This window comes from Acidovorax sp. LjRoot117, from assembly GCF_964252695.1.
GTDB lineage: Bacteria > Pseudomonadota > Gammaproteobacteria > Burkholderiales > Burkholderiaceae_C > Acidovorax.
In genome coordinates this window covers 82,947-103,625 of record NZ_CAXUPO020000007.1, presented here as the reverse complement: position 1 = coordinate 103,625, position 20,679 = coordinate 82,947, and the positions used below count along the sequence as shown (strand labels likewise).

General features: G+C 67.0%; 19 protein-coding genes. 14 read left to right on the top strand and 5 right to left on the bottom strand.

Annotated features, from left to right (window positions below; translation table 11 throughout):
• Positions 1–92 precede the first annotated feature (92 nt).
• From ACSQ3D_RS18315 to argG, 3 genes are all read left to right on the top strand, one after another.
• Entirely contained in the window at positions 93–734 is a 642-nt protein-coding gene (locus ACSQ3D_RS18315) for a glycine zipper 2TM domain-containing protein (RefSeq protein ID WP_056171798.1), read from the top strand.
• Positions 735–906: 172 nt separating this feature from the next.
• Positions 907–1,224, top strand: coding sequence for a pyrimidine/purine nucleoside phosphorylase (locus tag ACSQ3D_RS18310; RefSeq protein WP_056413542.1), 318 nt, complete (start codon positions 907–909; stop codon positions 1,222–1,224).
• Between the two features lie 42 nt (positions 1,225–1,266).
• Positions 1,267–2,604, top strand: coding sequence for an argininosuccinate synthase (gene argG, locus ACSQ3D_RS18305; RefSeq protein WP_396504554.1), 1,338 nt, complete (start codon positions 1,267–1,269; stop codon positions 2,602–2,604).
• Positions 2,605–2,860: 256 nt separating this feature from the next.
• Here argG and murB read toward each other — a convergent pair whose 3' ends face one another.
• Positions 2,861–3,937: a UDP-N-acetylmuramate dehydrogenase gene (gene murB, locus ACSQ3D_RS18300; RefSeq protein WP_436127846.1), complete on the bottom strand. Its 1,077-nt coding sequence runs from the start codon at positions 3,935–3,937 to the stop codon at positions 2,861–2,863.
• An 80-nt stretch (positions 3,938–4,017) separates the two neighbouring features.
• Here murB and ACSQ3D_RS18295 point away from each other — a divergent pair, with 80 nt between their 5' ends.
• The 3 genes from ACSQ3D_RS18295 to ACSQ3D_RS18285 all read left to right on the top strand — a co-directional run bounded on the left by ACSQ3D_RS18295 (position 4,018) and on the right by ACSQ3D_RS18285 (position 6,388).
• Positions 4,018–4,503 (top strand): YajQ family cyclic di-GMP-binding protein, encoded by a 486-nt coding sequence (locus ACSQ3D_RS18295; protein ID WP_056413553.1) that lies wholly within the window; start codon positions 4,018–4,020, stop codon positions 4,501–4,503.
• Between the two features lie 169 nt (positions 4,504–4,672).
• On the top strand, positions 4,673–5,320 hold the full coding sequence (locus ACSQ3D_RS18290) for a retropepsin-like aspartic protease family protein (protein WP_436127845.1): 648 nt from the start codon (positions 4,673–4,675) through the stop codon (positions 5,318–5,320).
• A gap of 48 nt (positions 5,321–5,368) precedes the next feature.
• A complete protein-coding gene (locus ACSQ3D_RS18285) occupies positions 5,369–6,388 on the top strand; it encodes an HD-GYP domain-containing protein (protein ID WP_436127844.1) in 1,020 nt (339 codons plus the stop codon).
• Positions 6,389–6,470: 82 nt separating this feature from the next.
• Here the strand turns inward: ACSQ3D_RS18285 and plsY are convergent, their stop codons facing one another.
• The 3 genes from plsY to ACSQ3D_RS18270 all read right to left on the bottom strand — a co-directional run bounded on the left by plsY (position 6,471) and on the right by ACSQ3D_RS18270 (position 8,750).
• A complete protein-coding gene (plsY, locus tag ACSQ3D_RS18280; RefSeq protein ID WP_436127843.1) occupies positions 6,471–7,139 on the bottom strand; it encodes a glycerol-3-phosphate 1-O-acyltransferase PlsY in 669 nt (222 codons plus the stop codon).
• Positions 7,140–7,195: 56 nt separating this feature from the next.
• Positions 7,196–7,687, bottom strand: coding sequence for an aminoacyl-tRNA deacylase (locus ACSQ3D_RS18275; RefSeq protein ID WP_436127842.1), 492 nt, complete (start codon positions 7,685–7,687; stop codon positions 7,196–7,198).
• Positions 7,688–7,790: 103 nt separating this feature from the next.
• Positions 7,791–8,750, bottom strand: coding sequence for a LysR family transcriptional regulator (locus ACSQ3D_RS18270; RefSeq protein ID WP_436127841.1), 960 nt, complete (start codon positions 8,748–8,750; stop codon positions 7,791–7,793).
• A gap of 177 nt (positions 8,751–8,927) precedes the next feature.
• On the opposite strand from ACSQ3D_RS18270, the gene ACSQ3D_RS18265 reads away from it, so the two are divergent.
• Both ACSQ3D_RS18265 and ACSQ3D_RS18260 read left to right on the top strand, forming a co-directional pair.
• Positions 8,928–9,938, top strand: coding sequence for a Bug family tripartite tricarboxylate transporter substrate binding protein (locus tag ACSQ3D_RS18265; RefSeq protein ID WP_436127840.1), 1,011 nt, complete (start codon positions 8,928–8,930; stop codon positions 9,936–9,938).
• A gap of 38 nt (positions 9,939–9,976) precedes the next feature.
• Positions 9,977–11,401 (top strand): M20 family metallopeptidase, encoded by a 1,425-nt coding sequence (locus ACSQ3D_RS18260; RefSeq protein ID WP_436127839.1) that lies wholly within the window; start codon positions 9,977–9,979, stop codon positions 11,399–11,401.
• A 230-nt stretch (positions 11,402–11,631) separates the two neighbouring features.
• Here ACSQ3D_RS18260 and ACSQ3D_RS18255 read toward each other — a convergent pair whose 3' ends face one another.
• Entirely contained in the window at positions 11,632–12,693 is a 1,062-nt protein-coding gene (locus ACSQ3D_RS18255) for an aldo/keto reductase (RefSeq protein ID WP_436127838.1), read from the bottom strand.
• 229 nt (positions 12,694–12,922) lie between these two features.
• Here ACSQ3D_RS18255 and ACSQ3D_RS18250 point away from each other — a divergent pair, with 229 nt between their 5' ends.
• From ACSQ3D_RS18250 to ACSQ3D_RS18225, 6 genes are all read left to right on the top strand, one after another.
• Positions 12,923–13,831 (top strand): alpha/beta fold hydrolase, encoded by a 909-nt coding sequence (locus ACSQ3D_RS18250; protein ID WP_436127837.1) that lies wholly within the window; start codon positions 12,923–12,925, stop codon positions 13,829–13,831.
• A gap of 327 nt (positions 13,832–14,158) precedes the next feature.
• Positions 14,159–15,263 (top strand): peptide chain release factor 2 gene (gene prfB, locus ACSQ3D_RS18245; protein WP_436127836.1). Its coding sequence is split into 2 segments (ribosomal slippage): positions 14,159–14,239 and positions 14,241–15,263, totalling 1,104 coding nucleotides; the frame shifts between segments, so codons are not numbered across the junction.
• Between the two features lie 3 nt (positions 15,264–15,266).
• Positions 15,267–15,980 (top strand): HAD family hydrolase, encoded by a 714-nt coding sequence (locus ACSQ3D_RS18240; RefSeq protein ID WP_436127835.1) that lies wholly within the window; start codon positions 15,267–15,269, stop codon positions 15,978–15,980.
• Positions 15,964–18,762, top strand: coding sequence for an aminopeptidase N (gene pepN / locus ACSQ3D_RS18235; protein WP_436127834.1), 2,799 nt, complete (start codon positions 15,964–15,966; stop codon positions 18,760–18,762). The genes ACSQ3D_RS18240 and pepN overlap by 17 nt, the downstream gene beginning before the upstream one ends.
• 14 nt (positions 18,763–18,776) lie before the next feature.
• Complete coding sequence (locus ACSQ3D_RS18230; protein WP_056413579.1) at positions 18,777–19,628, top strand: tetratricopeptide repeat protein; 852 nt, start codon at positions 18,777–18,779, stop codon at positions 19,626–19,628.
• Positions 19,629–19,671: 43 nt separating this feature from the next.
• Positions 19,672–20,679 (top strand): class 1 fructose-bisphosphatase, encoded by a 1,008-nt coding sequence (locus tag ACSQ3D_RS18225; RefSeq protein ID WP_436127833.1) that lies wholly within the window; start codon positions 19,672–19,674, stop codon positions 20,677–20,679.

Here is a 20,679-nt window from a genome sequence, read left to right as displayed (position 1 = left end):
GATTTACGGCTCCACGGCCCGGAATTGACCTCGCAGGCCTAAACTTTTCCACAGTCTGGTGCGTTATGTACCGACCCGAAAGGAGTTTCTCCATGAAAAAGATCGTCATTTTTTCCGCCATCGCAGCCGTTGCCACGGTGGCCAGCGCTCAGGAACAGGGCCGCGTGCTGTCGGCCACGCCTGTCGTGCAGCAAATCGCCACGCCCCAGCAGGTCTGCGGCAATGAAACCGTCTACAACGGCAACCGCACCACCGGCGCAGGCGCCGTGGTGGGCGCGATTGCTGGCGGCGCAGCCGGCAATGCCATCGGCAAGGGCAGCGGCCGGGCCGCCGCCACAGCCATCGGCCTGATCGGTGGCGCCGTGATCGGCAACCAGATCGAGGGCGGCCAGCCGCAGTACCAGAACGTGCAGCGCTGCACCACCGAAACCTACTACCAGAACCGCACCGTGGGCTACGACGTGGTCTATGAATATGCCGGCCGCCAGTACACCACCCGCACCCAGCACGACCCAGGCCGCTGGATTCCGGTGAGCGTGCAGCCCGGCCAGACCTATTCCACGCAGCCCGACCCGTATGCGTCCCAGGGCGTGTACAGCCAGCCTGGCGTGGTCACGTCGACCTATCCGGTGCAGCCTGTGTACCAGCAGCCCACCTACGTGACGCCGCCCGTGACAGTGATCGAGTACGGGTACGACCGCCCCTACCACCACCGCAATCCGTACTGGCGCTAAGCCCCTCGCAGGGCCTGCTTGGTAGCCCAAAAGAGCCCTTTGAGGGCTCTTTTTTCATGGCCTTTGCAAACCCGCAGCGCCGCACCGCACAGACACTGCGAGCGCGCTGTCGGGCAGGCCACGCCCCCTGCCCTAAAATCGCGGGTTTCCTCCAACCCAAACCAGCGCATCCATGACCACCGAAAAAATCGACGGCGTGTCCGTCACCACCCAGGCCAACGTGTACTTTGACGGCAAGTGCGTGAGCCACGGCATCACCTTCCCTGATGGCACGAAGAAGTCGGTGGGCGTGGTGCTGCCCGCAACGCTCACGTTCAACACCGGCGCTCCGGAAATCATGGAATGCGTGGCGGGCTCGTGCGAGTACAAGCTCGACGGCACCGACAGCTGGGTGAAGTCCGCGGCGGGCGAGAAGTTCAGCGTGCCGGGCAACTCCAAGTTCGACATCCGCGTGACCGAGGCGTACCACTACATCTGCCATTTCGGCTGATCCGGCCCCTCCCCTTCGACGACGACGACAACGGACACCGCAATGGCCACCATCCTCCAAAACCTGCCCACCGGCCAGAAGGTCGGCATCGCCTTCTCCGGCGGCCTCGACACCAGCGCAGCCCTGCACTGGATGAAGCTCAAGGGCGCCGTGCCCTACGCCTACACTGCCAACCTGGGCCAGCCCGACGAGCCCGACTACGACGCCATCCCCCGCAAGGCGATGGAGTACGGCGCTGAAAAGGCCCGCCTGATCGACTGCCGCGTGCAGCTGGCCCACGAAGGCATCGCCGCGCTGCAGGCCGGCGCCTTTCACATCAGCACCGGCGGCCTGACCTACTTCAACACCACGCCCCTGGGCCGTGCCGTGACCGGCACCATGCTGGTGGCGGCCATGAAGGAAGACGACGTCAACATCTGGGGCGACGGCTCGACCTTCAAGGGCAACGACATCGAGCGCTTTTACCGCTACGGCCTGCTGACCAACCCGTCGCTCAAGATCTACAAGCCCTGGCTGGACCAGCTGTTCATCGACGAACTGGGCGGCCGTGCCGAAATGTCGGCGTTCATGACGCAAGCGGGCTTCGGCTACAAGATGAGCGCCGAGAAGGCCTACAGCACCGACAGCAACATGCTGGGCGCCACGCACGAGGCCAAGGACCTGGAGTTCCTGTCCAGCGGCATCCGCATCGTGAACCCCATCATGGGCGTCGCGTTCTGGAAGGACGATGTGGCGGTCAAGGCCGAAGAAGTCTCGGTGACCTTCCATGAAGGCCAGCCTGTCGCCCTGAACGGCAAGGAGTTCAACGACCCGGTCGAGCTGATCCTGGAAGCCAACCGCATCGGCGGACGCCACGGCCTGGGCATGAGCGACCAGATCGAGAACCGCATCATTGAAGCCAAGAGCCGCGGCATCTACGAGGCCCCGGGCCTGGCACTGCTGCACATCGCCTACGAGCGCCTGGTGACCGGCATCCACAACGAAGACACCATCGAGCAGTACCGCATGAACGGCCTGAAACTGGGCCGCCTGCTGTACCAGGGCCGCTGGTTCGACCCCCAGGCCATCATGCTGCGCGAAACCGCCCAGCGCTGGGTGGCGCGCGCCATCACCGGCACGGTGACGCTGGAACTGCGCCGCGGCAACGACTACTCCCTGCTGAACACCGAATCGCCCAACCTGACCTACGCGCCCGAGCGCCTGTCGATGGAAAAGGTCGAAGACGCGCCGTTCAGCCCGCTGGACCGCATCGGCCAGCTGACCATGCGCAACCTGGACATCTCGGACACGCGCAACAAGCTGGGCGTGTACGCCAAGTCCGGCCTGCTGTCGCTGGGCGGCAACGCGGCCCTGGCGCAGCTGGATAACGACCGCAAGTGAGGCCCAGGTGGGTGCGGCACCGGAGAGCAATCCCGGCCGCCCCACCCCACCCACCTGCCACGGTGCCACGGAGCGCGGCTCCCCAGGCTGCACCAGTGTTCCCTAAGCACAAAAATAGCCCCTACCGCTTGATAGACAAGCGCTAGCAGCTATCAAATAAATAGCAAAGCCACCGATCAACAGATCCGGTGGCTTTTTTCATGGTGAGGGGCTCCGTGCACCCCTACCCGGCTGGGGCACCGCCAGGCCGAACGCGCTACACCACCACCGGCTCAGGCTCCAGCCGGATGCCGAAGCGCTCGTACACGCTGGTCTGGATCGCCTTGGCCAGGGTCATCACCTCGCCGCCGGTTACGCTGTCGGCGCCCCGCCCCCGGTTCACCAGGACCAGCGCCTGCTTTTCGTACACGCCCGCCTTGCCGATGGACTTGCCCTTCCAGCCACAGGCGTCGATGAGCCAGCCGGCGGCCAGCTTGATGCTGCCGTCCGGCATGGGGTAGTGCACGATGCGCGGCTCGCGGGCGATGATGTCGGCGCACTGGTCGGGCGAGACGGTGGGGTTCTTGAAGAAGCTGCCGGCGTTGCCCACCACCGCGGGGTCGGGCAGCTTGGCGCGGCGAATCTCGCAGATCCAGTCGAAGATCTGCTGGGCGGTGGGCTGCTGCACGCCCTCGTCGGCCATGCGCCGCTCCAGGTCCACGTAGCCCAGCACCGGCTTCCAGGGCTTGGGCAAATGAAAGCGCACATGGGTGATGACGGCCCGCCCTTCCAGGCCCATGCCGCGCGGCAGGCCGTCTGCGCCCAAGGCGTCCGAGGGCGCGCCGTGCTTGAACACCGAGTCCCGGTAGCCAAAGCCGCACTGCGCCGCATCGAGCGTGAAGGTGCGACCTGTCGCCAGGTCGATGGCGTCCAGCGACTCGAAGCGGTCCTGCAGCTCCACGCCGTAGGCGCCGATGTTCTGCACGGGCGATGCCCCCACCGTGCCCGGGATGAGCGCCAGGTTCTCCAGCCCCGGAAAGCCGTTCGCCAGCGTCCAGGCCACGCAGTCGTGCCAGGCCTCGCCGGCGCCGGCCTCCACGATCCAGGCCTTGGGCGTTTCCTCGACCAGGCGCAGACCCTTGATCTCCATCTTGAGCACCACGGGCTTCACGTCGCCGGTCAGGATGATGTTGCTGCCGCCGCCCAGCACGAACTTGGGGGCGGGCGCCAGTTGCGGGTCGGCCAGCACGGCCAGTACATCCGACGACGCGTGGATGCGCACCAGGGTCTGGGCGCGCGCAGCGATGCCAAAGGTGTTGCAGGGCTGCAAAGGGGCGTTTTTCTCGACTACCATTGGCCCGATTGTCGCATCGGGCCTTGCGTGCCCCCTGCCCACACCCCCTGTTTCCCCGAGATTGATTGAGAGTAGTCACCATGCCATCTTTTGACACCGTCTGCGAAGCCAACCTGGTCGAAGTGAAGAACGCGGTCGAGAACACCGCCAAGGAAATCGCCACCCGTTTCGACTTCAAGGGCACATCGGCCAGCATTGAAATCAAGGACAAGGACATCACCCTGATCGGCGATGCCGACTTCCAGCTCACCCAGATCGAAGACGTGCTGCGCAACAAGCTCACCAAGCGCAATGTGGATGTGCGCTTTCTGGACATGGGCGACGTGCAGAAGATCGGCGGCGACAAGGTCAAGCAGGTCATCAAGGTGAAGAACGGCATCGAGAGCGAGCTGGCCAAGAAGATCCAGAAGCTGCTCAAGGAGAGCAAGCTCAAGGTCCAGGGCGCCATCCAGGAAGACAAGGTGCGCGTGACCGGCGCCAAGCGCGACGACCTGCAGGCCGCCATGGCACTGATCCGCAAGGATGTGACGGACGTGCCGCTGTCGTTCGACAACTTCAGGGACTAGGCCTGTGTGGCAACCCCCTGAGGCGCTGCGCGCCTTCCCCCTTCTCTCGCGCTTTGCGCGGGAAGGGGGACGACGCCAGCGCGGCGGGGCGGCCCTTGCGCGGCGTCTGCGGGCCTGGGCAGCGACAGTCTCGAAGCGCAGTCGCTGCACAACCCAGAGCGGTGAATCCATGAAAACCCGATCGTTTGTTTCTCTCGCCATCGCCGCCTTGTGCCTGGCACCTGTCTGGGCGCACGCCCAGTCGGTGGGCATTGCGGGCATGCTGGGCAGCAAGGCGCTGCTGGTGGTGGATGCGCATCCGCCACGGGCATTGGGCGCGGGGGATGAGTTCCAGGGGGTGAAGGTGCTCTCCGTGGGCAAGGAGGAAGCCACGGTCGAGGTCAAGGGCGCACAGCGCGTGCTGCGCCTGGGCGAGGCGCCGGTGAGCGTGGGCAGGAAAGGTGGCAGCGGCCGGCGCGTGGTGCTGATGGCGGACAGCCGCGGGCATTTTTTGAACAGCGGCATGATCAACGGCCGGGTGATGCAGTACATGGTGGACACCGGCGCGTCGTCGGTGGCCATCGGACGTGCGGATGCCGACCGCATGGGCCTGAACTACCTGAACGGCCAGCCGGTGCGCATGAACACCGCCAACGGCGTCACGCAGGGCTGGCGCATCAAGCTCGATTCCGTACGGCTGGGCGACGTGGAAGTGTTCGGTGTCGAGGCGGTCATCACGCCCCAACCCATGCCTTATGTGCTGCTGGGCAACAGCCTGCTGAACGAGTTCCAGATGACCCGCATCAACAACGAGATGGTGCTGGAAAAGCGCAACTGACCGCGCAGCCAGCCCACCAGCACCCCAGCACGCCCCTCACACCCGGCCATGTCCGTCCAATACCCCAACGGAAACCACCACGCCGAAGGCGAATACGAGGACCTGCTGAGCCTGTGGTCGGACCTGGAGGCCGCCCTGTCGGTGCTGCTCTCGCGGCCCCTGCAGGTGCAGGACTTTCCGGCCAAGGTGCGCCAGTTCGACGGCTGGTTGCAGGACCTGGTGGCGCACGACATCGACGCCGCGCTGTATTTGATGTTCCAGCTCGCGGCCACGTCCACCGTGGGCTACAGCGCGTCGCACGCGCTGGTGTGCGGCACGCTGTGCCACATCATGGCGCAGGAGCTGCAGCTGCCCCAGCGGGAGCGCGACAGCCTGGTGCGCGCAGCCCTGACGATGAACATCGGCATGACCGCCCTGCAGGACGAGCTGGCCGAGCAGCGCGAACGCCCCACCAGCGCGCAGCAGGAAGCCATCAAGAGCCACCCGGAAGAAAGCATGCTGGTGCTGGAGCGCCTGTTCATCAACGACACCCTGTGGCTGGATGTGGTGGGGCAGCACCACGCGAGCATTGCCGACCGGGTACCGCTGGCGCAGCAGGACCCCGAAGACCGCCTGACCCGCATCCTGGGCACCATTGACCGCTACGCGGCCATGATCAGCCCGCGAAAGTCCCGCGCCGGCCGCAGCGCGACCGACTCGGTGCGGGCCATCGTGGGGCAGGAGATCGACCAGCGCGACGAGGTGAGCTACACGCTGGTGCGCTCCATCGGCCTGTGCCCGCCCGGCACCTTCGTGAAACTGGACAACGGTGAAACCGCCATCGTGCTGCGCCGCAGCGAGAAGGCTAACCACCCGCTGGTCGCCAGCCTGCTGGACCGCAGCGGCCATCACCACGCCCAGCCGAGCCTGTACCAGACCGCCAGCGGCAAGCCCCGCATCCAGTCGGCCCTGGCCCGCTCTGCCGTGAGCCTGGAGCTCAACCACCGCACGATGATGCGCCTGGGCCTGTATGCCGCGCAGCACAGCGCGGGGCTGCGCAGCTTCACCACGGGGCCGAGCGCGCTCTAGAACACGTTCGGCACGGCAGGCACCAACGCACTGCGCAAACCTGGCCGGCAGCGATCGCCCGTCGGCGCCGCCAACATCAGACCTACTTGGCGGCCTTGTTGCCCGCAGCCTCTGCAGCCTGCGCGGTCTTCTTGCTGCCCAGGCGGGATTCCTTGCCCGCAATCAGCCGCTGGATGTTTTCCTTGTGCCGCCAGGCCAGCAGCAGCGCCATCACCACGATGGACACCGCGATCGTGCCTTCGGCATACCAGACCACGCCGTCCACCAGCAGGTAGTACACCGGCGCAAACGCCGCAGCCACCAGCGAGGCCAGCGACGAGTACCGAAAGAAGAACGCGATGATGACCCAGGTGAGCGCCGTGGCCAGGCCCAGCCACGGGCTGATGCCCATCAGCACGCCCAGTGCGGTCGCCACGCCCTTGCCGCCCTCGAAGCGGAAGAACACGGGCCACAAATGCCCCAGAAACGCCGCCAGGCCCACCAGGGCCACCGTGCCGTCTTCCAGGCCATAGGGGTGGCCGAACCACATCACCAGCGCCACGGGCAGCCAGCCCTTCAGGGCGTCGAGCAGCAGCGTGATGATGGCCGCGGCCTTGGAGCCCGAGCGCAGCACATTGGTGGCGCCAGGGTTCTTGCTGCCGTAGGTGCGCGGGTCGCTCAGGCCCATGACGCGCGTCACTATGACGGCGAACGACAGCGAGCCCAGCAGGTAGGCGGCCACGGTGGCAAGCAGGGGGTAGACGGCGGTCAAAGCAATTCCTCGTTGGTCGGTGGATCAGCCTTCTGGCGGGCTGTGGTCAGGGCGGCCTATTCTGCCAGCGCGCAGTGCACGGGCTTGGCACCCAGCAACTGCACGCACACCTGCGGGTCCAGCTGCACCAGAAAGCCCCGCCGCCCGCCGTTGATGGCGATGCGGGACAGTTCCAGAATGGTCTCTTCGATGTACACCGGCATGGCGCGCCGCGTGCCGAACGGCGACGTGCCGCCCACCAGGTAGCCACTGTGCCGGTTGGCCACCTCGGGCGCGCACGGCTCCACCGATTTGGCGCCGATCTGGCGCGCCAGGTTCTTGGTGGAAACCTTGCGGTTGCCATGCATCAACACCAAAAGCGGCTTGGCGTCCTGGTCCTGCATCACCAGCGTCTTGACGACGGTGAAAGGGTCGAGCCCCAGCACCTCGGCACTGTGCAGCGCGCCGCCGTGCTCCAGGTACTCGTACGGATGCTCGGTGAAGGCCACCTTGTTCGCCTTGAGCAACTGGGTGGCTTGGGTTTCGGAGACGTGTTCTTTCTTGGCCATGGTGCGGTCTGGGTAGGAAGCGAATGGTAGCCACTTGCAGAGCCGCCCGCCCGCCGTGCGACGGCTGCCGACGCCAGTGCCGCCACCAGTGCCGCCGGTGCCATCAAGGCCACGCAGCCTGCGCGGCGTCGCGTGACTTGCGCCGCCCGACCTTGCGCTTGCCGTACTGCTCGATGGCCGCCACCAGCGCATCGGTGAACTGCTGCACCAGCGCCGACGGCACCCGCCCGTCGCCCGCCAGCACCTGCAGGCGCCGCTGCTGCAGCTGCGCCTCGTCGAAAGGCCGGGCCGCCAGCAGGCCGGCCTCCACCCAGCGCGCCGCGGTCAGGTAGCTGGCCAGCGCCACGTCCTGGCCGCTGAGCAGCGGCAGCAGCGCGGACGAGAAGTTGCTCTCCACCGCCGGCACATAGCGCAGCCCCTGCACCGCGCAGCTCAGGTCGAACAACTGCCGCCCGGTGGTGCTGCTGGCGCCCATCAGCAGCGGGTACCGCACCACATCGGCCACGCACACGCTGCGCTGGCGCGCGAGCGGGTGCTGCGCCGGCATGATGGCGTAGATGGGTGCGATGGCCGAGTGCAGCACCTGCAGCCCCTTCTCCGGCGCCACGCTGTACTTGAGCGCCAGGTCGACCTCCCCGCGCAGCACCAGGGCCGACACCTCCTGCGGCACAGCCACCTGCAGTTGCAGCTGGACCTGCGGGTAGGCCTGCCGAAAGCTGGACATCACCAGCGGCATGAACGTGGCGGCAAAGCCCTCGGTGCAGGCCACGCGCACGCGCACCGCGCCCTGGGCCGACAAGCCCTGCAGCTGATCCACCAGCTCAGTGGCCTGCGCGTCGTGCGCATTGGCGTGGGCCAGCAGGTGGGTGCCCGCCTCGGTCAGCGCCATGCCGCGTGCCTGTCGCTCGAACAGCACCACGCCCAGGCTGTCCTCCAGCTTGCCCAACTGGCGGCTCACGGCCGATGCGGCCACGTGCAGGCGCTGCGCCGCCTGGTTGACGGAGCCCGTGCGCGCCACTTCCAGAAAGTAGCGCACGGACAGGCTGAGCAATGAAATCGGCATGGCGGCGTCAAGTCATAAAAAGGCAATGGTCAGTTGCCAAATCTCTATTCAAAGCAATGGTAAACCGGCTTCCATCTTGCATGGCTTAGGGCTCCAATTCATCCATGCCCGTGTGCACATGCCGCGCCGCCTTGTGGCAGCTGCAACCTGCGCCCAGGCCTCACCACCGGAGTCCGCATGAAAAAACGCCTTGTCCGCCCCTCGTTGTTGTCCGCCCTACTGACCGCCTTTGCAGTCCTTGCCGGTGTCGGCAGCCCCTCCTTCGCCCAGACGGCTGCGCAGCCGGATGCCTGGCCCCAGCGGTCCGTGCGCCTGGTGGTGCCGTTTCCGCCCGGCGGCGGCACCGACGCCGTGGCCCGCGCGCTGGGCCAGAAGCTGGCCACCCGCCTGGGCCAGCCGGTCGTCGTCGACAACAAGCCCGGCGCCTCCACCATCATCGGCACCGACAGCGTGGTCAAAGCTGAGCCCGATGGCTACACCCTGCTGGTGTCGGGCTCCACCAGCTACACCGTCAACGCCGCGCTGCGCCCCAAGCTGCCCTACGACCCGCTCAAGGACCTGGCCCCCGTGGCCATCATTGCGCGCGCACCATTAGTGGTGGTGGTCAGTGCCACCTCGCCGTACAAGGACCTGGCGGGGCTGCTGGCAGCGGCCAAAGCCGCGCCCAAGACCATCAACTACGCCACCTTCGGCTCGGGCTCTGCACCGCACCTGGTGGGCGCGCTGATCGAGCAGGCGGCCGATGTGCGCCTGCAGGACGTGCCCTACCGCGGCAGCGCCCAGGCCATGATGGGCCTGATCGGCGGCGAGATCCAGATGGCCGTCGACACCGTGGCCAGCGCCGCGCCGCACGTGCGGTCCGGCAAGCTGCGCGCCCTGGCCATTGCGGGCAACGAACGCGCCCGCGCCCTGCCCACGGTGCCCACCGTGCAAGAGCTCAAGCTGCCCGACGCCGCCTTCGATGGGTGGTATGCCGTGGCCGCGCCCGCGCGCACGCCGGCACCCATCGTGGACAAGCTGCTCAAGGAAGTGGAAGCCGCCCTGCGCGACCCGCAGCTGCAAGAGCAGATCCGCGCCCAGGGCATGGAGCCGGTGTTCATCGGCCCCAAAGCCATGCACGCCGCCATGGACAACGAGATCGGCCGCTACCGCGCGCTGGCCCACCGCGCCAAGATCGTGGTGGACTGATGAATGCAGAGACGACAACATCCGGAAGGACCCGCACGATGACCCGCGAACAACTGATAGACAGCGTCCAGCGCTACTTCGACGACGGCCGCTTCGAAGGCGACCTGCGCCGCCGCGTGGCCTGGCGCACCGAGAGCGACACCGGCAAGGTGCCACCCGAACTGCGCATGTACCTGACCGATGAAATGGTGCCGTGGCTGGCGCCCCTGGGCTTCGAATGCCAGGTGCTGGGCAACCCCTCGCCCCAGGGCGGTCCTTTTCTCGTCGCGCGGCGCGTGGAAGACCCGGCCCTGCCCACCGTGCTCACCTACGGCCACGGCGACGTGGTCAACGGGCAGGAGAGCAACTGGCGCGAAGGCCTCTCTCCCTGGGAGATGACCATCGAAGGCAACCGCTGGTATGGCCGCGGCACGGCCGACAACAAGGGCCAGCACACGGTGAGCCTGGCAGCTCTGGCCCACGCCATCGAAGCGCGCAGCGGCCGCCTGGGCTACAACGTGACCTTGATCATGGAGATGGGCGAAGAAGCCGGCTCACCCGGCCTGGCGGCGTTCTGCGAGCAGCACAGCGATGCGCTGAAGGCCGACCTCTTCGTCGCCAGCGACGGCCCCCGCGTGAATGCGGGCCACCCCACCCTCTTTCTCGGGTCGCGCGGCGCGATCAACTTCTCGCTCACCGTGCGCAGCCGCGACAAGGCCTACCACTCCGGCAACTGGGGCGGCGTGCTGGCCAACCCGGCCACGGTGGTCACGCATGCGCTGGCAACGCTGGTGGATGCCAAAGGCCGCATCCTCGTCAAAGGCCTGCTGCCGCCCTCGGTGCCCGACAAGCTGCGCACCGCGCTGAAAGACGTGGTGATCGGCGCCGGTGCGGACGACCCCGCGCTCACGCCCGGCTGGGGCGAGCCGGGCCTCACGCCCGCCGAGCAACTGGTGGGCTGGAACACGCTGGAGGTGCTGGCGCTGGGCTCTGGCAATGCGCAACGTCCGATCAATGCCATACCGTCCAGCGCGGTGGCGCACTGCCAGCTGCGCTTTGTGGTGGGCACCGACTGGCGCAACGTGGAGCGCACCCTGCGCGAGCACCTGGACGCCCATGGTTTCGCTGGGGTAGAGATCACCATGGGCATGGTGTGCGGCGCCACGCGGCTGGACCTGCACAACCCCTGGGTGGACTGGACCCTGGCGTCGCTGCAGTCCAGCGCTGGCCAGGCCGCCACGCTGCTGCCCAACCTGGCGGGTTCGCTGCCCAACGACATCTTTGCCGACCAGTTGGGACTGCCCACGCTGTGGGTGCCGCATTCGTACCCGGCCTGCGCACAGCATGCGCCGAACGAGCATCTGCTGGCGTCGGTGGCGCGCGAAGGGCTGGCGGTGATGGCAGGCTTGTTCTGGGATTTGGGCGAGGCCCACGGCGTGCCGTGGAAGGACGGCGCGCTGACGGCAGAAGCCGCAGCAGCCTGATGAAGGCACGCTCGCCAGTGCAAAGGTGCACTGGCGGTGCCCGAAGAGGTCAGCGATCCTCAAGCCCCTTCACGGAGCGCACTCCATCACCGACGCAACAGCGGTGTGGAGCCTGCCGAACGCCCACCCCACAGCAGAAAAGTCGAAACGCTGCGCGGCGCTTCGACAGGCTCAGCGTGAACGGTGGTGGTGGTGCTCAGCTGCTTCAACGCGACGGGGAACGCCGCAAATCACAAAGCAGGGTCGCGGATTTCCCAGCGGATCGCGTCGATCGCCTGCAGCACCTCGGTCGAGAGCTTCGTGTCCCAGGCGTTCAGGTCCTCATCCAGTTGCGCCACCGACGTCACGCCGATGATGGTGCTGGCCACTTGCCACTTGGTGTAGCAGAAAGCCAGGGCCAGTTGCGTGGGCGTGAGGCCGTTGTCGCGGGCCAGCTGGTTGTAGCGGCGCGATGCGGTCAGCGCCTCGGGGCGGCCCCAGCGCTGCTTGCGCACCGACTCGTACGTGGCGATGCGCGCACCCTGCGGCGCGCCGGGGCCCGTCAGGCCGCTGTCGTCGTACTTGCCGGTCAGCAAACCGAAGCCCAGCGGGGAGTACGCCAGCAGCGACACGTTCAGGCGGTGGCAGGTTTCGTCCAGGCCGTTTTCCCAGGTGCGGTTGATCAGGCAGTACGGGTTTTGCACCGTGGCCACGCGCGGCAGGCCGTGCTGCTCGGCCAGGCGCACGAATTCGTGCACGCCGTAAGGGCTCTCGTTGGACAGGCCGATGTGGCGCACCTTGCCGGCCTGGACCAGGCCAGCCAGCGCTTCGAGCTGTTCATGGATGGAGGTCTGCGACGTTTCCTTGGCGGGGTCGTAGTACAGGTTGCCGAAGGCGGGCACATGGCGCTCGGGCCAGTGGATCTGGTAGAGGTCGATCACGTCGGTCTGCAGGCGGCGCAGGCTGGCGTCGCACGAGGCCACGATGTCGGCCGGCGTCATGCCCTTGCCTTCACGCACCCAGGGCATGCCGCGCGAGGGGCCTGCGACCTTGGTGGCCACCACCAGCTTCTGGCGAGCGCCGGGGTTCTTGGCGAACCAGTTGCCGATGATGGTCTCGGTAGCGCCGAAGGTCTCGGCCTTGGCCGGCACCGAGTACATCTCGGCCGTGTCGATGAAGTTCACACCCCGGTCGAGCGAGCGCGTGAGGATGGCGTGCGAATCGGCCTCTGCCACCTGCTCGCCAAAAGTCATGGTGCCCAGGCAGATGGGAGTGACCTGCAGATCGCTGGTGCCGAGTTGGATTTTTTGCATGGGAAGAAGGAGTACGGGCAAACGAAGGACTGCGCAGAATAATGGATTTCGCTGCGCTCTGCAGGCCGCCCCAGGGCGGCCCGACGACCCCGCCTCGCCCCTACCCCACCAGCCGCGCAGGCGACACCGATGGCGGCAGTGCAGAGGGCCGCCCCATTACCATCCAGTGGCACCTGCAGGCCAATGGCTTTGCGGAACCTTCTTGCTGCCCCACTTCGCGCCGCCGCCCATGTACACCCCGCTCAAGCCCTCCCGCAGCAGCACGCTGCCCCTGCGCCACCTGAACTACCACGTCCGCCACTGGGGCCCGGAACAGAGCCCGTTGCCCACGCTGGTGCTGCTGCACGGCTGGATGGATGTGGGCGCGTCGTACCAGTTCACCGTGGATGCGCTGCAGCAGGACCGCCGCATCATCGCGCCCGACTGGCGCGGCTTTGGGCTCACCTCCACCGCGCAGGCCGACCACTACTTCTTTGCCGACTACCTGGCCGACCTGGACATGCTGCTGGACCACTACGCCCCCGGCGAAGCCATCGACCTGGTGGGCCACAGCATGGGCGGCAACATCGCCATGATGTATGCGGGCGTGCGCCCCGAGCGCATCCGGCGCTTGGTCAACCTGGAGGGCTTCGGCATGCCTGCTTCCAAGCCCGAGCAGGCGCCCAAGCGCTATGCGCAGTGGATCGACGAGCTCAAGCAGCTGCGCAGCGGCGAGCTGGCGCTCAAGACCTACGACAGCCAGGACGGTGTGGCCCGCCGGCTGATGAAGACCAACCCGCGCCTGTCCGATGACAAGGCCCAATGGCTGGCCGGCCACTGGGCCCGACCCAACGCCCAGGGCCAGTGGGAAATTTTGGGCGACCCGGCCCACAAGATCACCAGTGCGCAGCTCTACCGGCTGGACGAGGCGTTGGCGCTGTACGACCGCATCGCCGCCCCGGTGCTGGCGGTGGAGGCCAGCGACGACAGCCTGGGCCAGTGGTGGAAGGGCAAGTACAGCCTCGATGAATACCACCAGCGCCTGACCCATGTGCGCGACGTGCGCACCGCCGTCGTGCAGGACGCCGGGCACATGCTGCACCACGACCAGCCCGAGCAGGTGGCGCAGCTCATCGAGACCTTCCTGGCCGGCCACTGAGGCCATCGGCTGAGCGCCGAACGATGTGCCACCGACGCGGCGGTGACGCAGCCGTGGCGCCGAACTGGCGTGCAACCGACGCGCCGTGTACGGCCCCACTGGCACATCCACGGCGGTGCCAACTGCGGTATTTAAAGCCAAAATGGCCGCCACCGCTTGTCCAGCAAGCGCGAGCAGCTATCATTTTTGAAATTTTCTGCCCCAGGCGGCTGTGCAGCGCGCGCCAGCGGCCCCACCCGTCAGCGCCCCAGAGGGCTTTGCGCAGTGAAGCGGCCGTCCCATGAGAAAATCGCGGGTTATTCCACAGAACACCCAAGGACAAGAATCATGGACGCAGAACGTATCAACCTCATCGGCACCTCCCTCAGCGACCTGACTCTGCGAACGCAAGAGTTACGGAGGTATCTTTGACTTCGATGCCAAATTCGAACGCCTGCGCACGGTAAACGCATCGCTGGAAGACCCTTCGGTCTGGAACGACCCGAAGAAGGCCCAGGAGCTGGGCAAGGAACAAAAGTCGCTGTCCGGCGTGGTCGTCACGCTCGACAAGCTCACGCGTGAGCTGGCCGACAACACCGAGCTCTATGACATGAGCAAGGAAGAAGGCGACGAACCCGGCCTGATGACCATCGAGGCCGAGACCGCCAAGCTGCGCCCGCTCATCGAAGAGCTGGAGTTCCGCCGCATGTTCCGCAACGAGGCCGACCCGCTCAACTGCTTTGTGGACATCCAGGCCGGCGCCGGTGGCACCGAGGCGTGCGACTGGGCCAGCATGCTGCTGCGCCAGTACCTCAAGTACGCCGAGCGCAAGGGCTTCAAGACCACGGTCGAAGAAGAAACCCCGGGCGACGTGGCCGGCCTCAAGAGCGCCACGATCAAGGTCGAGGGCGAGTACGCCTACGGCCTGCTGCGCACCGAAACCGGCGTGCACCGCCTGGTGCGCAAGAGCCCGTTCGACAGCTCGGGCGGCCGACACACCTCGTTCGCGTCGCTGTTCGTCTACCCGGAGATCGACGACTCCATCGAGATCAACATCAACCCGGCCGACGTGCGCACCGACACCTACCGCGCATCCGGCGCGGGCGGACAGCACATCAACAAGACCGACTCGGCCGTGCGCCTGACCCACATCCCCACCGGCATCGTGGTGCAGTGCCAGGACGGCCGCAGCCAGCACGGCAACCGCGACATCGCGTGGCAGCGCCTGCGCTCCAAGCTGTACGACTTCGAGATGCGCAAGCGCCAGGAAGAAGCCCAGAAGCTGGAAGACACCAAGACCGACGTGGGCTGGGGCCACCAGATCCGCTCGTACGTGCTGGACAACAGCCGCATCAAGGACCTGCGCACCAACGTCGAAATCTCGGCCACGCAAAAGGTGCTGGACGGCGACCTGGACGCGTTCATCGAAGCCTCGCTCAAGCAGGGCGTGTAATCCATGTCCGCCACCCCTTTGCTGCGCACTGCAGGTGCGCCCGCGCACACCGAAGCCATCATCTTCGACATGGACGGCACCATGATCCACTCCATGCCCTGGCACGCCCAGGCCTGGGTCGAGTTCACGCGCCGCCGCGGCATGCACATCGATGTGCCCGACCTCATGGCCCGCACCACGGGCAAGAATGGCACCGAGTGCATCGTGGAGCTGCTGGGCCGCGCGGTGTCGCAGGAAGAAGCCGACGCGCTCACGCACGAGAAGGAAACCATCTACCGCGAGCTGTTCGCGCCACGCTTTGCCGAAGTGGCCGGCTTTCGCGCGTTCGCGGCGCAGGTGCATGCGCGCGGCCTGAAGGTGGCGGTGGGCACGGCGGGGGATATCGGCAACGTGGAGTTCGCGCTGGGCCACCTCGCCCTGCAGCCCGCTCCGCTGGCCATCGTGCGCGGCGACGAGGGCCTGCCCGGCAAGCCGCAGCCGGCGATCTTTCTGGAGGCCGCGCGCCGCATCGGCGTGGCGCCCGAGCACTGCATCGTGTTTGAAGACGCGCCCTTCGGCATCGAGGCCGCGCGGCGCGCCGGCATGCGTGCCGTGGCCATTTGCAGCACCCACAGTGCAGACGAACTGGCGGGCCCCCACGTGGTGGCCGCCGTGCGCGACTACACCGAACTCATGAACACCGACTTTCTGGAGAGCATCCATGTTGCAACTGCATAAAGCAGACGGAAGCGGAGACGCAGTGGCCCACCCGGCCGCCATCCGCCGCGAGGACTACACCGCCCCCGCCTACTGGATCGACAGCGTCGAGCTGACCTTCGACCTGGACCCCGCCAAGACCCGCGTGCTCAACCGCATGCTGCTGCGCCGCAACCCCGACGTGGCCGCGCAGCCGCTCAAGCTCGACGGCGACGAGCTGAACCTGGCGCGCGTGCTGGTCAACGGCCAGGGCACCTCGTTCAAGATGGAAGGCTCCCGCCTGGTGCTGGAGAACCTGCCCACCATCGAAGACAACGGCAACGAGCCCTTCACGCTCGAGATCTTCACCACCTGCTGCCCCGCCAAGAACACCCAGCTCATGGGCCTGTACGTGAGCCAGGGCACATTCTTCACGCAGTGCGAGGCCGAGGGCTTTCGCCGCATCACCTACTTCCTGGACCGGCCCGACGTGATGGCCAGCTACACCGTCACGCTGCGCGCCGACAAGGCCCAGTACCCGGTGCTGCTGAGCAACGGCAACCTGGTGGACAGCGGTCCGCTGGAAGACGGCCCGAACGGCGCCCGGCACTTCGCCAAGTGGGTCGACCCGCACAAGAAGCCCTGCTACCTGTTCGCCCTGGTGGCGGGCAAGCTGGTGGCGCGCGAGCAGCACATCAAGAGCCGCTCGGGCACCGACCACCTGCTGCAGGTGTACGTGCGCCCCGGCGACCTGGGCAAGACCGAACACGCCATGAACTCGCTGATGTACAGCGTGGCCTGGGACGAAGCCCGCTTCGGCCTGCCGCTGGACCTGGAGCGCTTCATGATCGTCGCCACCAGCGACTTCAACATGGGCGCCATGGAGAACAAGGGCCTGAACATCTTCAACACGAAGTACGTTCTGGCCAGCGAATCGACGGCCACCGATGTGGATTTCGCCAACATCGAAAGCGTGGTCGGCCATGAGTACTTCCACAACTGGACGGGCAACCGCGTGACCTGCCGCGACTGGTTCCAGCTGTCGCTGAAAGAAGGCCTCACCGTCTTCCGCGACCAGGAATTCAGCATGGACCTGGCCGGCAGCCCGTCGGCCCGCGCCGTCAAGCGCATCGAAGACGTGCGCGTGCTGCGCACCGCCCAGTTCCCCGAAGACGCGGGCCCCATGGCCCACCCGGTGCGGCCCGACAGCTACGTCGAGATCAACAACTTCTACACCGTCACCATTTATGAAAAAGGTGCGGAAGTGGTGCGCATGCAGCACAACCTGGTGGGCCGCGAAGGCTTTGCCAAGGGCATGAAGCTGTACTTCGAACGCCACGACGGCCACGCCGTGACCTGCGACGACTTCGTGCAGGCCATTGCCGACGCCAACCCGGGCAGCCCCCTGGCGCAGCACCTGCCCCAGTTCAAGCGCTGGTACAGCCAGGCCGGCACGCCCCGCGTGCGCGCCACGGGCCGCTACGATGCCGCCACGCGCTGCTATGCGCTCACCCTGGCGCAAAGCTGCGACCCCACGCCCGGCCAGAGCGAGAAGCTGCCCTTCGTGATACCGGTGGAGTTGGGCCTCATCGACGCCGCCACCGGCGCCGCCCTGCCTCTGCACCTGTCGGGTGAAGGCGCTGGCACCGACGCTGCTGATGCCGCGGTGCCCACGTCGCGCGTGGTCGTCCTCACCGAGGCATCGCAGACGCTCACCTTCACCAACGTGGACGCCGAGCCCGTGCCATCCGTGCTGCGCGGTTTCAGCGCCCCGGTGGTGCTGGACATCGAGTACACCGACGCCCAGCTGCTGGCCCTGCTGGCCAACGACACCGACGCGTTCAACCGCTGGGAAGCTGGCCAGCGCCTGGCCCTGCGCTTTGCGTGCGCCGCTATCAATGTTGTAGCTGGTAGCGCACAACAGACAAGCGGTAGCGGCCCATCAGACTCTCAAATCCTGCCTGCAGAGTTTGTGGACGCCATGCGCGCCGTGCTGCGCAACCCGCTGCTGGACGCTGCGTTCAAGGAGCTGGTGCTCACGCTGCCGTCCGAGACCTACATCGCCGAACAGCTGGCCGTGGTCGACCCGCAGCGCATCCACGCGGTGCGCGAAGCCATGCGCGAGCAACTGGCCGTGTCGCTGCAAGCCGACTGGGAGACCGTGTGGGAGCACAACCAGGACACCGGCGGCTACAGCCCCGACCCGGTCTCCTCCGGCCGCCGCGCATTGAGCGGCCTGGCGCTGCACATGCTGTGCATCGCCGCGCAAAAGACCGGCGACGCCGTCTGGCCCGGCAAGGCGCTGCAGCGCTTCAAGGTGGCGAGCAACATGACCGACCGCTTCAACGCCCTGACCGCGCTGGTGGCCAGCGGCAGTGAGCTGGCGGCGCCAGCGCTGGCGCGCTTTCATGCGATGTTCAAGGACGAGCCGCTCGTCATCGACAAGTGGTTCGCGCTGCAGGCCGGCGCCCCCGACCGTGGTGGCAACGTGCTGCCCGCCGTGCGCCAGCTCATGCAGCACCCGGACTTCAGCCTGAAGAACCCCAACCGCGCGCGCAGCGTGATCTTCAGCTACTGCAGCGCCAACCCCGGCGCCTTCCACCGCGCGGATGCCGCAGGCTACGTCTTCTGGAGCGACCGGGTGATCGAGCTCGACGCCATCAACCCGCAGGTCGCTGCCCGCCTGGCGCGCGCGCTGGACCGCTGGAAGAAACTGGCCGAGCCCTGGCGCACCGCCGCCCGCGAAGCCATCGCCCGCGTGGCCGCCAAGCCCGACCTGTCCAACGACGTGCGCGAGGTGGTCACCCGCGCACTGGCCGACTGAGCCGGACCGCACGCATGGCCTTGTTCTCCCGAACCTCCAGCCCCGCGCAGCAGTTCGCGCAGCGCTTCAACCCGCTGCGCGACACCGTGTACGACGAGGGCGCCATGTTCAGCGGCTCGGCCATGTCGGCCGACCTGGCGGCGCTGCGCCCCCTGGCCGAGGGCCTGGGGGCCGAATCGCCCGAGCTGGCCGAGCTGCTGTGGCTGCAGTTCGTGGTCTATTCCAAACGCCAGATGGACGACGAGGGCCTGCCCCTGGGCCTGCGTGCGCTGGCTATCCGCGCGGCACTGGGCCAGCTCACGCCCACCGACCGCTACCAGCAGCACTACGCCATCGGCGAATCGGCCCTGCAGTCCGAGGAATACGACACCGCCATCGAACACCTGCGCCAGTCGGCGCAATGGGCCGAGCAGGACGGCGCGGTGCTGAGCCCCGAGCAGAAGCTGGGCATCCGCGAGGAGATCGGCTACGCCCTGCACGAAGCCGGCCGCTTTGCCGAGGCCCTGGCGCACAACCAGCAGCTGCTCAGCGATGCCCAGAGCGCCTTTGGCTCCGACAAGGACGTGCGCCTGTCGGGCCTGATCAACAACCTGGCGCAAAACGCCTACGAGCTGGGCGACCATGCCCAGGCACGGCAGTATCTGGCGCAGCGCCTCGCCCTGGGCCAGGCGCTGCACGACGACGGCATCGTGCTGGACACCCTCTTCCAGCAAGGCGTGCTCGCCCACGAAGGCGGCGACTCCGCGCTGGCCCGCAGCCTGTTCCAGCAACGCGTGGCCATCGCGCATGCCAGCGGCGACGACGACCTGCTGGCCGAAACCGAGGCGACCCTGGCAGAGCTGACCGAGCGCGAGCAGTCGCGCTGACCCCTTTCACACCACCACCCACAGCCTCAAGGACGATCCACCGATGAGCTCCCGCATCTCCCTCACCCGCTACCTGGTCGAGCAGCAACGCATCGACGGGCTCATCCCCTCGCAGCTGCGCCTGCTGCTCGAAGTGGTGGCCCGCTCGTGCAAGAGCATCAGCCAGGCCGTCAACAAGGGCGCGCTCGGCGGCGTGCTGGGCACGGCCTCCAGCGAGAACGTGCAGGGCGAGATCCAGAAGAAGCTGGACATCATCGCCAACGAAGTGCTGATCGAAGCCAATGAATGGGGCGGCCACCTGGCGGCCATGGCGTCCGAAGAAATGGACGGCATCTACCTGGTGCCCAACCGCTACCCGCAGGGCGAATACCTGCTGCTGTTCGACCCCCTGGACGGCTCTTCCAACATCGACGTGAACGTGAGCATCGGCACCATCTTCAGCGTGCTCAAGAAGCCCGACGACGACCGCGGCGTGGAGGCTGGAGACTTCCTGCAGCCCGGCACCGCACAGGTGGCCGCGGGCTACTGCATCTACGGCCCGCAGACCACGCTGGTGCTGACCGTGGGCGACGGCGTGGCCATGTTCACGCTGGACCGCGAGCAAGGCTCCTTCGTGCTGACCGAAGAGAACGTGCGCATTCCCGACGACACCAAGGAATTCGCGATCAACATGAGCAACATGCGCCACTGGGACGAGCCCGTGAAGCGCTACATCGACGAATGCCTGCAGGGCAAGGACGGCCCCCGCGGCAAGGACTTCAACATGCGCTGGATCGCGTCCATGGTGGCCGACGTGCACCGCATCCTGACCCGTGGCGGCATCTTCATGTACCCCTGGGACAAGCGCGAGCCGAACAAGCCGGGCAAGCTGCGCCTGATGTACGAGGCCAACCCCATGGGCTGGCTGGTCGAGCAGGCCGGCGGCGCCGCCACCAACGGCAAGCAGCGCATCCTGGAAATCCAGCCCACCCAGTTGCACGAGCGCGTCAGCGTGATCCTCGGCTCCAAAAATGAGGTCGAGCGCGTGACAAGCTACCATTCCGCGCTATAA